The sequence below is a fragment of the Pseudofrankia asymbiotica genome, from assembly GCF_001983105.1.
Taxonomy (GTDB): domain Bacteria; phylum Actinomycetota; class Actinomycetes; order Frankiales; family Frankiaceae; genus Pseudofrankia; species Pseudofrankia asymbiotica.
Window position 1 is genome coordinate 1 of record NZ_MOMC01000040.1, and the last position, 13,266, is coordinate 13,266.

A 13,266-nucleotide genomic window follows, 5' to 3' on the forward strand; every position below is an offset into this window, starting at 1 on the left:
TCCGTGTCCTCGATGAAGTCACCGAGGTGGGAGTCCTCCTCCTCACCGATCGGCGTCTCCAGCGAGATGGGCTCCTGGGCGACCTTCTGGATCTCCCGGACCTTGTCCGGGGTCAGGTCCATCTCCTTGSCGATCTCCTCAGGAGTGGGCTCACGGCCCAGGTCCTGCAGGAGCTGCCGCTGGATCCGGATCAGCTTGTTGATCGTCTCGACCATGTGGACCGGGATCCGGATCGTCCGCGCCTGATCCGCGATCGCCCGCGTGATCGCCTGCCGGATCCACCACGTCGCATACGTCGAGAACTTGTAACCCTTGGTGTAGTCGAACTTCTCGACCGCCCGGATCAGGCCCAGGTTCCCCTCCTGGATCAGGTCCAGGAACAGCATCCCCCGCCCGACGTAGCGGCGGGCGATGGAGACCACCAGCCGCAGGTTCGCCTCGACCAGCCGGCTCTTCGCGACCTCGCCGTCCCGCTCGACCCACGACAGGTCGGCGCGCAGCTTGGCCGCGAGGCCGGCGTCGGCGGCGAGCTTCTCGGCGGCGAACAGGCCTGCCTCGACCCGCTTGGCGAGGTCGACCTCCTCCTCGGCCGTCAGCAGCCGGACCCGGCCGATCTGGGAGAGGTACTGGCGGACACTGTCGTGCGACATCCGGTCGGCGGCCGACGCCGCCGCCGGCACCTTGTCGGCCTCCGGCTCGTCGGGCTCCTCGGTCTCGGTGGACGCGTCGAACTCGGCGTCCTCCTCGTCCTCGTCGTCAGCGCCCGCCGCGCGCGGGGCCGGTGCCGCCTCGGCTGGCGCCGGCGTCTTGTCAGCGTCGGCCTTGCGACGTGAGGCCCCGCCCGGGCCGGCCGCCCGGCGGGACGGGRCTTTCGTGGCCTGCCGAGGGGCCTGCGCCGCTGGCTGCCCCGCGCCCTGGGCGCCGGGTTCCTGCGCTGACGGCTGCCCCGAAGACTGCGTGACAGGCTGAGTCGCGGGCTGTGTCAACGCCACCCCTCCCGAATCCTGTTGCCGGAATGACGATGATGAACCGATCTGGCGTGATCGACCGACCCACAGTAATCGCCAAAGCGGCCGGGACCGGCGGATGCGCGCTCGATTTTCAAGGTCGCACCTCCTTTGGTCGGGCCGCCCTGCCCGATCTGGTCGTTTCGTCGCGCCGGACTGTTGTCGGGCTCACCATCGCCGCGCGTCCAATGTATTGACCGAACTACCGTGATGTAGTATAGTGGCGAGGTTTCGCCCTCAAGGATACGACACAACTTGCGGTGAGTGGGTAGCCAGGCGGCGGCCCGGTTCGACGAGGCGGTTCTCGCTGCACCTGGCCCCCGGGCGGTGACTGATGACCGCCTGGCGGCGGCGCGGATTCCCGCCGGGTCCCGGAGCGTGTCGGCCGGGGAGGCGTTCACCCGATCTCCTGCCTGGTGCCCGACGAATCTCGCTTCGCACAGGGGCGGGCGCGGATGACCGACCGCGGGTCGGTCCCCTGGAACTCCCGGTGGTGGATGGAACAGCCCGGGTTCCCGGATGTCACGCTTCGGCTCGCTCCGATCCTCGCGGGTCGGCGTGGCTGACCCGCATACTTTCGCACCTGGGCGACGGCTGGAACGGCGGCACGCGGAGACGACGGCACAAGGACCCTCCGCCCTGCCTGGCCGCACTCGCCCATAGCGCCCATCTCCTCGCCTGCCGGCGTCACCGGGCCCGGCGAGGCCGAGTCCCCGACGGCGGCGTGATCGTTAGGGGAGCGCAGCCATGGTCGCACGATCTCGCCTCCGCCACCACAACCGCCGCCTTTCTCGTCGAGTGATGATCCGGGGAGCGCCGCGCGCCGGAACGCCCCGGTCATCGGCGGTCCGGCCCGCCGTCGCGGCGGGTCCCGGACCTCATGGGAAACCCGGGTTCCGCCGAACGGCGGGAACCTCGAGCCCCGTGCTCCGGTGTGCCTACCCCCGATGTCCTGGTCCGACGCGGACACGTCGGTGTCGAGGAAGACGCTCGTGGGCCCGCTCCGGTTGTCAGGCGGCGATGACCCGCTGAGAGATCCGCCAGCCGGCCGTGGTGCGGACCAGTGTGACGTCGTTGCGCTCGGGCGCGGCCTGCTCCTTGCGCAGGAGCACCTTGCCGCCCGCGTCCAGGATCTCGTAGGCGCCCAGCTGCTCGGTGACCCGCAGCACCGCGCGATCCTGGGTCTGCTCGCGGATCTGGAGGTCCAGGACCCGCAACGACAACCCGGAGACGTGGCCGCCCTGGCCGGCGACCTGGCGCAGGAGTGCCAGGTCGGCGGCGTAGACCGCGCTGCCAACCTCGTAGACGTCCCCGAGCGCGGACTCGTTGACCTGCTCGAAGGCGCGGCCCCTGGCCGCGTCCAGACCGGCGAGCACCGTCTCCCAGGCCTTCTCCGGCGGCTGGCTCGCCGTCGCGGAGGTCGCCGCCGAGGGCCTGGCCGAGCCCACGCCGCCGGGTGTGACCGCCCCGGGTACCGGGGCGCCCACCTCGTCGTGCGTGCCACCTCCGGAGGTGCTCAGCAGCACCGCGGCGACAGCGACCGCGACGAGTCCGACGACCCCCGTGAGCACGAGCATCGGGCGTGACAGCCGGCCGCGCCCGCGTGCCTCCCGGCTGCCCCGCCGGGGCGTGTGAGCTCGGTTCCGGCCGGCACCCGGCTCGACCTCGGCGCCAGGACCGCCGGCCCGCGGCGATGTCGCGGGCCGCCGCCCGGCGTCGAGAGGCGAGTCGTCCGTGGGGCGGCCGCCAGGGAACGGCCGGGGGCCGCGGCCGCGCGGGCGTCCTTCCCCTACCGGGGGTGCCGATCTGGGAGGCCTGGGGAGCCGAGGACCTGGCGGTTCCGGCCGGGGAAGTATCGGCAGGACGTCGACCTCCGGGTCGACGACGGCCCCCTCGACGACCGTGCCACCAGCCGGGGGCTCGTCGTCCCCGGCGGCTGGGCCGATGATGACGGCGTCGACGACGTCGTCATCGTCATCGTCGCGTCCGGTGCCGGTGCCGGTGCCGGTGCCGGTGCCGGTGCCGAACGTCCCGTGGACGGCGCCGCCGGCGTACCTGTCGTATCCGTCGTCCTCGTCGTGCCCGCCCTCCCCGCCCGGGCCGCCAGGCTCCGCCTCGGTGGCCCGCGCCCGGGCGTCGTCCGTGGCCAGAAGGCCGGCGCCGCCCTGGGGCCGAGGTTCCTCGTTGGGGGGCGGCACGGGTGGGGGAGGGTCGATCATCTGGACGGGAGCGGGACGGGCGCTGTGCGCGAGCGCCGAGGCCAGCTCCGCGGCGGTCGGCCGTCTGCCCGGGTCCGGCACCAGGGCGGTCGCCACGGCCACGGCCACCGCCGCGGCATCCGGCCCGGTCGCCCGCGCCATCGTGTCGAGCAACAGGTCCGCGACGTCGTACACGTCGCCCGCCGCCGTCGGCGCGGGCCCGCCGGCCGCGAGCGCGCGCAGCGCCGCGACGCCGATCCCGGCGAGCTGGGGCCGGCCGTTCGGCTCCAGCAGGATGTCGGCCGGGGTGAGCGTGCCGTGCGCGAGGCCGGCCTCGTGCGTGGCCGCCAACGCCTGCGCGATCGGCAGGCCGACCGTGACGACCTCGCCTGGCTCCAGCCGGTCACGCGCGGCGAGCAGCCTGCGCAGGCTCACGGCCTCCGGTACCCGAGCCATCACCACCGCGAGGCCGTCGTCGACCTCCTCCACCGCGAGCACCGGCACCAGGTGGGCATGGCGCAGCTGGATGAGGCGCCGCCCCGCGGCGGCTGCCCGGCCCCGCCTGACAGGGTCGGCCGGCAGCCGGATCAGCCGGACCACGCACGGGGTGGCGTCGTCGTCGAGCGTCGCGGCCCAGACCTCGCCGGCACCCGCGTCGCCCGGCCATCCCCCGAGCGTCACCCCTGGCACGGTCGGCGGCGCGGGCGTCTCCGCCCCGCCCGGCGGCCCCAGCTCGTCCGGGCCGTCGGGCGGGGGAGGTTCTGTCCCATAACCGTGGGTCGACGTCACAAACCGCGACGCTGGCCGATTGGGATAGCGATGTCCCGAGTTCCGCGCAAGTTGTGGATAACTTCCTGCCATGCGGCGCTGATCCCGCCCGCACCCATCACCCAGGCGGGCCAGCGCGGCACCACGGCACCGGCGCGTCGGTCCGATCCGTCGCTCGGCCACCCATCAGGACTCCCTCGCGGAACCTGCTGGCTGGCCTGCCGACGCGCGGCTTGGCTACGCCGGTCCGCGAGGATCAGCGGGAGCCCCCCGGATAGGTTGGAGATCGAGGCCGGACCGGCCCAGGTCCGGCCTCGGACTGGACTGGAGTGGAGTGCAGCGGTGAACATCCTCGCGACGAGCGGCGGTTATCGCCCGGACGGGCGTTACGGTGCCCGGATCGGGCCGCTGATCGAGCACGCGATCGCGCTGTCGGACGCCGGTGACCGGCCGCGGGTATGCCTGCTGGAGACCGCGCTCGGCGACGACTCGGCGGCCTACGCCCGCTGGTACGCGGCGATGTCACGCGACCGTCCCGACGTGCGGGCCAGCCACCTGGCGCTGTTCCCGATGCCGAACGTGGACGACATCCGCGCGCACCTGCTCGGCCAGGACGTCATCTGGGTCGGCGGCGGGAGCGTCGCGAACCTGCTCGCGGTGTGGCGCGCGCACGGGCTGCCGGAGATCCTGGCCGAGGCGTGGCGTGCCGGGGTGGTGCTCGCGGGCGTGTCGGCCGGCTCGCTGTGCTGGCATGTCGGCGGTACGACCGACTCCTTCGGCCCCGACCTGCGGCCGGTGACCAACGGCCTGGCGCTGTTGCCGTTCAGCAACACCCCGCACTACGACTCCGAGGCCGCCCGCCGCCCGCTTTACCAGAAGCTCGTCGGCGACGGCGTGCTGCCCGCGGGCTGGGCCACCGACGACGGGGCCGGCCTGCACTTCCGCGGCACGCAGCTGGTCGAGGCCGTCGCCGACCGGCCGAAGGCGAAGGCCTGGCGGGTCGAGCTCGGGCAGGACGGCGCGGTCGTCGAGACGGCCGTCGAGCCCCGCCTCCTCCCCGACCCGCGCGGCTAGCCGCAGCCCTTCACCCGTTCCGCTTCTGCCGGGCCCGGCGCGAGGGGTCCCCGTAGATCTTTGCGCCAGCAAAAATCTACGGGGTAGCAGGTAGGCTCGGGCGGGTGGATGTCCTGCGGTTGTCCGTTGTGCCGTATGTCGAGGCGTGGGATCTGCAGCGTGACCTGGCGGCGAGGCGAGCCGCGGGGGACGCGCCGGACACGCTGATCCTGCTGGAACACCCCGACGTCTACACCGCCGGCCGGCGCACCGAGGCCTGGGAGCGCCCGGTCGACGGCACCCCGGTCGTCGACGTCGACCGAGGCGGCAAGATCACCTGGCATGGCCCGGGTCAGCTGGTCGGCTACCCGATCGTGGCGCTGCCCCGGCCGCTCGACGTGGTCGCCTACGTCAGGGCACTGGAGGACGCGATGATCGCCGTCTGTGGCGAGTTCGGTGTGCCGACCCACCGGGTCGAGGGGCGCTCGGGCGTCTGGACGCTGGACGACGAGCGAAAGCTCGGCGCCATCGGCATCCGGGTCCGCAAGGGCGTCACCTACCACGGGGTCGCGCTGAACTGCTGCCCCGACCTGGGAGCCTTCGGCCGGATCGTCCCCTGCGGGATCACCGACGCGAGCGCGGGCAGCCTCACCGGCGAGCTGGGCCGGACGGTCACCGTCGCCGAGGTCCGGCCGGTCGTCGAGCGGCACCTGCTCCACCATCTCGGCCACTTCCTCGCCGGCGGCAGCCCGTCGGAAGGGGACGGCGCGATCAGGCCGGCGGGCGCGGTCCGGACGGCGCCCGAGCCGGCGGCGGTGCCCGCGTGACCGCGGTCGCGCCGGAGGGGCGCCCACTGCTGCGGCTGGAGGCGCGCAACGCGGCGACGCCGATCGAGCGCAAGCCGCCGTGGATCCGCACCCGGCTGCGTACCGGGCCGGAGTACACCGACATCAAGAACCTGGTCCGCGCCGAAGGCCTGCACACGGTGTGCGAGGAGGCCGGCTGCCCCAACATCTACGAGTGCTGGGAGGACCGGGAGGCGACGTTCCTCATCGGCGGTGATGTCTGTACCCGCCGGTGTGACTTCTGCCAGATCGACTCCGGCCGGCCGACTCCGCTCGACCGGGACGAGCCCCGCCGGGTGGCCGAGTCGGTGCGCACGATGGGCCTGCGCTACGCGACCATCACCGGCGTCGCGCGCGACGACCTGCCCGACGGCGGCTCCTGGCTGTACGCCCAGACGGTCCGCGCCGTGCACGAGCTGTCGCCTGGCACCGGGGTCGAGGTGCTGATCCCCGACTTCGGCGGCCGTCCCGAGCAGCTGGCCGAGGTGTTCGGGGCCGCCCCCGAGGTGCTGGCGCACAACGTCGAGACCGTTCCCCGGATCTTCAAGCGGATCCGGCCGGCGTTCCGTTACGAGCGCTCGCTGGAGGTCATCAGCGCCGCCCGCGCGGCGGGGCTGGTGACGAAGTCGAACCTGATCCTCGGGCTCGGGGAGACCGACGACGAGATCGAGACGGCGATGGCCGACCTGGTCGCCGCCGGCTGCGACCTGCTGACCGTCACCCAGTACCTGCGGCCCACCCCGCGTCACCACCCGGTGGAGCGCTGGGTCCGGCCGGAGGAGTTCGTCGCGTGGGCGGGGCGCGGCGAACAGCTGGGCTTCGCCGGGGTGCTCGCCGGCCCGCTCGTCCGCTCGTCCTACCGCGCCGGCCGCCTCTACCAGCAGGCGATCGCGGCCCGCGGCCAGTCCCCGGCAGCGGTGTCCAAGCCCGCCTGACGGACCACCCGCTCGGGACAGCCCACTCGGACCTCTCAGCCGGGGCCAACCGGCACCGTCGGATGACCGGCGCGTCACCGCTTGGCCGGCGCCGGCACAGCGCACGGGCCACCTTGGTGTCGGTGCTGGGGTCGGGCTTTGCCTCGAAGGCGGCCTTCCTCCAGGCGCGCCTTGATGGGGGTGAGGAAGCGGCCGCGTCGGCGCCGTCAGACGACCCGATGGTCGTCGGTCGGCGACAGGATGACCGAGCGCGGCCGAAACCGCTTCCCGGGCCCGCTCCGCGGCGCCTGCACCGAGCGGCCGGTCGCCGGAGCCGGCGACCGGCGGGGGCGGAGCGTCAGCCCTGATCTGATGGCGCATCAGATGATCAATATAGGGATCGACGGAGGATCGCCCCTCAGTAGGCAGGATCCGCGATCCGTGCGGCGGCGTAATCCATGATTGACCATCAGATTCAGCGTGGATACGGTTCCCGTCCACCGGAGCCGGCGACGTGGGCTCCGGTGAGGYCACCGCCTCGGCGCCGTTGGGTTGTCCGTGATGGTCGGCCGCGTAGCAGCAGCGGTGTTCCCCTCATGAAGGGTGTGCCATGGAGAGACCGTCCCGATTACGATGCCTCGGCGTCCTGGCGATGGTGGCCGTCCTGGCCGCTGCCTGTGCGTCGGGCAACCGTGGCGCGAATCCCGAAGGGGGCGGCGGCGCGCCCACCGGCACCTCGGGCGGTGCGGCGCCGGCCTCCCAGACCTTCGGTGACCTGCCCAGCCCGTGCGGCCCGGGAACCGCGAAGGGTGCGACGGACCAGGGCGTCACCGACACCGCCATCGACATCGCCTATGGCGACGACCGCGGCTTCACCGGCAGCCCCGGCCTGTCGCACGAGATCGGTGACGCCATGAAGGCGATGATCGGTTGGTGCAACGAGCAGGGCGGGATCAACGGCCGCAAGATCGAGGGCAAGTTCTACGACGCCAAGATCACCGAGACCAACAACGTGATGACCGAGGCATGCGCCTCGGCGTTCATGCTCGTCGGCCAGGGGTGGGCGCTCGACTCCACCGGTGAGCAGACCCGGGTCAACTGCAACCTCGCGTCGGTCGAGACGTACTCGGTGAGCCCGGAGTTCGCGAACGGTCCCATGCAGTTCGAGGCCGTGCCGAGCCCGGCCGACGAGACGGTCGGGGCGTTCTACGCCCAGTTCGCCAAGCTCTACCCAGACAAGATCAAGAAGGCTGCTCAGTACACCACGACGCTGGCGACCGAGAACTACTCGACCAGGCGCGGGGTGGTCACGGCCCAGCAGTTCGGCTGGAACTGGCTGCCTTGTACGCAGACCGTCAACTACTTCGGCGAGCCCGACTACAAGCCGTTCATGCAGAAGCTGAAGGACTGCGGGGCGGAGGTCGTCTGGTTCACCCTTTCCGCGGGCCCGCAGCTGTACAACGCCCTGCAGGCCGCCAACCAGGTCGGTTTCCACCCGCTCTGGATCACTGAGACCAACAACTACGTCAAGGGCTTCGCGGACTTCAACACCAACGGCCTCGCCGATGACGTCTTCGTCCGCACGGCCTACATCCCGATGGAGCAGGCCGACCAGTTCCCGGCTGTCAAGAAGTACATCGACGTCGTCAAGGCCGACGGTGGTGACACCAGCCAGCTGGGGATGCAGGCGACCTCGTCCTTCCTGCTGTGGGCGACCGCGGCGAAGAAGTGCGGGTCGACGCTGACCAGGCAGTGCATGGTCAACGAACTCGCGAAGATCCACGACTGGACCGGTGGCKGCATGCACGCGGCGACCGACCCGGGCGGGAACCACGGTCCGACCTGCGGCATGCTGCTGCGGTTGCAGGGCACGAAGTACGTCCAGGTGTACCCACAGAAGACCGGCAGCTTCGACTGCTCCCCGAGTTACACCGTGAAACTGCCTGCCGACTTCGTGACCGTGAAGCTCAACGCCGACCGGATCGCCTTGAACTACCTGACCGACAAGGCCATCAAGCCGCAGGCCTAGCCGCGTCCGCGGCGACTTTCCTTGAGTGGCCCGCCGCCGCCCCGATTCGCGGGCGGCGGGCCAGTCGATGGAGAAGGGTCACTCGAGACGGGTTGGCTCAGCAGTGGAGCAGTTTCTGCAATACACCATCCTCGGCCTGGTGCTCGGCGGTATCTACGGAATCGCCGCCTCGGGTCTGGTCCTGACATGCACCACCTCCGGCATCTTCAACTTCGGCCATGGCTCGATAGCGATGCTTTCGGCGTTCATCTACTGGCAGATCCGGTTCGACTGGAACTGGCCGGCCCCACTGGCGCTCATCGCCGTGCTCGGCGTGTTCGCGCCGGCCCTCGGCGCGCTGCTGCATCTGTCGATCATGCGAGGCCTGAGGGAAACGACGGAGATCACGAGGATTACGGTGACGGTCGCTCTGACCGTCGGCTCCCTCGCCCTGGCGAACTGGATCTGGGACCCGACCGTCCCTCGACGGTTCGACTACTTCTTCGGCCCCACCCACCAGGTCAACGTCCTCGGCAGCCACATCACGTACCACGAACTGCTCGCGCTCACCGCCGCGGTGGTGATCGCGGTCGGGCTGCGCTTCTTCTTCTACCGGACCCGCACGGGCGTCGGCATGCGCGCCGTCGTCGACGATCCGCCGCTGCTGCGGTTGACCGGGGGGCGCCCGGAGCGGCTGGCGACGTTGTCCTGGGCGTTCGGCGCCATGCTCGCGGCGCTCGCCGGCATCCTGATCACACCGATCCTGGGCGGCTCGCTCGACCCGAACGCGCTCACCCTRCTGGTCATCGACGCCTTCGCCGCCGCCGTCTTCGGCCGGCTGCGCAGCGTGCCGCTGACGTTCCTCGGCGCCGTCGTACTGGGCCTGGCGAACAACTACGTGCTGGCGTACTTCCCGAGCGAGCGGTGGACGTGGACCTCGAACTTCCGCATCTCGCTGCCGATGATCCTGCTCTTCGTCGTGCTTCTCCGGTTGCCGCAGGACCGGCTGCGCGGCGGGACGATCACCAGGGCCCGGGAGCGGTTCCGGGTCCCGACCATGCGGATGGCGCTGAGCTGGGCGGTGATCCTGGTCGTGGGGATGTTCCTCCTCAAGGAGATCATGGCGCCGACCGTGGTCAACACGATGGTCACCGGCATGACCTTCGCGATCGTCGCGCTGTCGCTGGTCCCGCTGACCGGCTACGCGGGGGAGATCAACCTGGCCCCGGTGTCCTTCGGCGCGATCGGAACGATCATCGCTTACCACTACGGCATCACCGGCAGCGGGCCGGACACCCGGATGACCGTGTGGGGCCTGCTGCTCGCGGCCGTGGTGTGCGCGGTGGTCGGAGCGCTGGTCGCGCTGCCGGCGCTGCGCCTGCGCGGGCTCTACCTGGCGCTGGCCACGATGGCCTTCGGTGTGTTCGTCTCGACCATGGTCGTCGCGGACACGGTTCCCCGAGTGCTGCCACTGCTGCACATCAAGTTCTCGATCTTCCCGAACGGGACCCTCAACGTCCCGCGGCCGAGACTGGGCGCGATCGACCTGGCCGACGGCGGCACGTTCCTGATGGTCGTCACCATCCTGTTCGCGGTGCTCGGCGTGCTCATGGTCGCGCTGCGCCGCAGCGGCTACGGGCACCGCCTGGTAGCACTGAAGGACAGCCCGGCGGCCTGCGCCACGCTGGGGCAGAACCCCGTCCGCCTCAAACTCTCGGTCTTCATGCTCTCGGCCGCGATCGCGGGCCTCGGCGGCGCCCTGATGTCGTCGGCACTGGTCTCCGTCAACCCCGACCGGTTCACCATCTTCGTCAGCCTGGGGCTGGTCATGACGGTGGTCGTCGCGGGCATCGGCCATGTCAGCGGGGCTCTCGCCGGCGGCCTGCTCGCCGGCGTCGGCTTCGTGGCGCTGCAGAACGTGTTCGACAAGGTCGGCACGGACCACAGCTCCCTGCACGGCCTGTTCTCGTTCCTGGGCCAGTTCTCGACCGTGCTGCCGGCGTTGATCGGTGTCGGCCTGTCCCGCAATCCGACCGGCTTCGTCAACGACATCATCGAGACCTTCGCGGTGTTCAGGCGCGCCCGCGCCATGCTCGGCGCCGGTCTGGCGCTGCAGGCCGTCGTGTACCTGCTGGCGTACACCGACACGATCAGCAACTGGTGGTTCGTCGCACTGAGCTTCCTGCTGTGGGGGATCTGGCCGCGGGTCACCCCGCTGGTGACAGACCGGTTCGTTCTCGCCGCGCGGGCCAGGAAGGTCGGATTGGCCGTCGCCGGTTCGGGCGAGGTGCCGCTGGAGCTTGTCGGCGTGGACGTCCCCTTCGCGCCCGAGCATCTCGCGCTGCTGGACCGAACGCTGGGCCTGCCCGGCACGCCGGCCATGCGGGCCGCGCGGCTCGGGTCTTCCCCGTCGACCGAAGCAGGATGGGAGGCCCGGCATGGCCTTGCTTGAGACAGACGCCGTCGCGGTCCGGTTCGGCGGCAACGTCGTGCTGGACAACGTCTCGATCTCTGTCGAGCCTGGCCGGGTGACGGGGCTCATCGGCCCGAACGGGGCCGGCAAGACCACCCTGTTCAACATCGTCACCGGGCTGCTCGCCCCCACCCACGGGCGGGTGCTCGTCGACGGCGCTGACGTGACCAGCCTGCCGCCCTACAAGCGGGCGCACCGCGGCCTCGCCCGCACCTTTCAGCGCCTTGAGCCGTTCGTGTCGCTGTCCGTCCGGGACAACGTCCGGGTCGCCGGCCAGATACGCAACGCGTGGCGGCGCGCCGGGCGCATCGACCTCGACAAGGAAACCGACCGGGTCCTCGAGCTCGTCGGTCTCGCCGGCGTCGCGGGCCGGGACGTCGCCGAGCTGCCCACGGGCCAGGCACGCCTGGTCGAGCTCGGCCGCGCGCTGATGACCGGGCCGGGGGTRCTGCTGCTGGACGAGCCGGCCTCCGGTCAGACCGAGCAGGAGACCGAGGCGTTCGGGCGCCTCCTGCGGCGGCTCGCGTCGCGGGACGGCATCGCGATCTGCCTCGTCGAGCACGACGTGGGCCTGGTGATGGACGTGTGCTCGATGATCTACGTGCTGGACTACGGGAAGGTCATCGCCTCGGGGCCGCCGGAGGCGGTCCGCGCGGACCCGGCCGTCATCGACGCGTACCTGGGCTCGGCCGAGGAGGGCGCCGCGTGAGCGGGACGGACGGCATGCCGGCGGCCGGTGCCAGTGCCAGTTCTGCTTCCGAGCCGCCGCTGCTGGAGCTGACCGGGGTCCGCGCCGGGTATGGCCCGATCGAGGTCCTGCACGGGGTGGACCTCGCGGTGCCCGCCGGCTCCGTGGTCGCCCTGCTCGGGCCGAACGGCGCCGGCAAGACCACCACGCTGAACATCTGCTGCGGGCTGCACCAGCCGGCCGGCGGACAGCTGCGGCTCGCCGGCCGCGACGTCACCGGAGCGTCGGCCGAGGCGCTGGCGCGGCTCGGGATGTGCACGATCCCGGAGCGCCGTGGGATCTTCCCGAACCTCACCGTCCGGGAGAACCTGTGGATGATGTCCCAGGCCGGTACCTCGCTGGCGGACCTCGAGGAGGCCGCCTACGCGCGGTTCCCCGCTCTGGGCGAGCGCCGCGGCCAGCTCGCCGGCACGCTCTCCGGCGGCCAGCAGCAGATGCTGGCGCTGACCAGGGCGCTCGGGACCACCCCGGCCGTCCTGCTGCTGGACGAGCTCTCGATGGGGCTGGCCCCCCGGGTCGTCCGCGAGCTCTACGAGATCGTCGGCCGCCTCGCGGCGGAGGGCATGTCGATCCTCATCGTCGAGCAGTTCGCCCGCACTGTCCTGCCCATCGCCGACCAGGTAGCGCTCATGCTTCATGGCCGGATCGTCGACGTCGGTGCGCCGTCAGAGGTGGAGGAGATCCTCTCCGCCTCGTACCTGGGAGCGTGAAGCAACGATGGAACAAGGCCGGATCGACCAGTTCAAGGCCGATGTGTCCAAGTTGAAGGTACGAACCGGGGACGCGCGCCGGGACGGCGTCCTGCAGATCGTCGGCATCGTCCTCATGGCCGTCGGCATCGTCGTCGACCTGGTGGTGTACGCGTCGTCCCGCAACCTGAACGACCCCCGTGACATCCAGTCGGACATCATCCTGGCCGTCGCGTTCCTCGCGGTCGCCGGCGCCGGCGCGGCGCTGTTCCTCTACGCGTCGTTGGCGAGATTCCTGCGGTTCTGGCTGCTGCGCCAGATCTACGAGTCGCGGAGCCAGATCGACCAGGTGGTCGCCGCCTACCAGCCACGCCAGCCGGAGGCGGCGCCCTCGGCGGCTGACACCGGCACGCCGGCCGCGGCCGCGGCGGGGCCGTCGGCCGGGCCGCCGGAGGGGCCGGGCAAGAACGCCGACGACGCCGACGCCGCCGACGCCGACGACGCCGTCGTCGCCAGCGTCAGCTGACGCGCGGGGCGCCAACGGGCCCAGGGGAGTTTCGCCA

General features: G+C 71.6%; 10 protein-coding genes. 8 read left to right on the forward strand and 2 right to left on the reverse strand.

Features of this window, described 5'->3' with window-relative positions; genetic code table 11:
* Together BL253_RS19665 and BL253_RS19670 are read right to left on the reverse strand one after the other, a co-directional pair.
* Window positions 1-992, reverse strand: a 992-nt coding sequence (locus BL253_RS19665) for a sigma-70 family RNA polymerase sigma factor (protein ID WP_076818595.1), incomplete at its 3' end; no start/stop codon positions are given.
* A gap of 1,025 nt (window positions 993-2,017) precedes the next feature.
* On the reverse strand, window positions 2,018-3,994 hold the full coding sequence (locus tag BL253_RS19670; RefSeq protein WP_158230381.1) for a protein kinase family protein: 1,977 nt from the start codon (window positions 3,992-3,994) through the stop codon (window positions 2,018-2,020).
* A gap of 321 nt (window positions 3,995-4,315) precedes the next feature.
* Between BL253_RS19670 and BL253_RS19675 the strand changes: the two genes are divergently transcribed.
* From BL253_RS19675 to BL253_RS19710, 8 genes are all read left to right on the forward strand, one after another.
* On the forward strand, window positions 4,316-5,047 hold the full coding sequence (locus BL253_RS19675) for a Type 1 glutamine amidotransferase-like domain-containing protein (protein WP_096336045.1): 732 nt from the start codon (window positions 4,316-4,318) through the stop codon (window positions 5,045-5,047).
* A gap of 128 nt (window positions 5,048-5,175) precedes the next feature.
* Complete coding sequence (lipB, locus tag BL253_RS19680; protein ID WP_241834955.1) at window positions 5,176-5,853, forward strand: lipoyl(octanoyl) transferase LipB; 678 nt, start codon at window positions 5,176-5,178, stop codon at window positions 5,851-5,853.
* A complete protein-coding gene (lipA, locus tag BL253_RS19685) occupies window positions 5,850-6,806 on the forward strand; it encodes a lipoyl synthase (RefSeq protein WP_076818598.1) in 957 nt (318 codons plus the stop codon). Before lipB ends, lipA begins: the two co-directional genes overlap by 4 nt.
* A gap of 589 nt (window positions 6,807-7,395) precedes the next feature.
* Complete coding sequence (locus tag BL253_RS19690; protein WP_076818599.1) at window positions 7,396-8,814, forward strand: ABC transporter substrate-binding protein; 1,419 nt, start codon at window positions 7,396-7,398, stop codon at window positions 8,812-8,814.
* Between the two features lie 103 nt (window positions 8,815-8,917).
* Complete coding sequence (locus BL253_RS19695; RefSeq protein ID WP_076818600.1) at window positions 8,918-11,245, forward strand: branched-chain amino acid ABC transporter permease; 2,328 nt, start codon at window positions 8,918-8,920, stop codon at window positions 11,243-11,245.
* Window positions 11,232-11,975 (forward strand): ABC transporter ATP-binding protein, encoded by a 744-nt coding sequence (locus BL253_RS19700; RefSeq protein ID WP_076818601.1) that lies wholly within the window; start codon window positions 11,232-11,234, stop codon window positions 11,973-11,975. The genes BL253_RS19695 and BL253_RS19700 overlap by 14 nt, the downstream gene beginning before the upstream one ends.
* Window positions 11,972-12,724, forward strand: coding sequence for an ABC transporter ATP-binding protein (locus BL253_RS19705; RefSeq protein WP_476644116.1), 753 nt, complete (start codon window positions 11,972-11,974; stop codon window positions 12,722-12,724). Before BL253_RS19700 ends, BL253_RS19705 begins: the two co-directional genes overlap by 4 nt.
* A gap of 7 nt (window positions 12,725-12,731) precedes the next feature.
* Window positions 12,732-13,229: a hypothetical protein gene (locus BL253_RS19710; RefSeq protein ID WP_076818602.1), complete on the forward strand. Its 498-nt coding sequence runs from the start codon at window positions 12,732-12,734 to the stop codon at window positions 13,227-13,229.
* The last annotated feature ends 37 nt before the right edge of the window (window positions 13,230-13,266 follow it).

Excerpts from the sequence above, each read along its gene's own strand:
- BL253_RS19710 (WP_076818602.1), top strand. The coding sequence starts at position 12,732 with ATGGAACAAGGCCGGATCGACCAGTTCAAGGCCGATGTGTCCAAGTTG.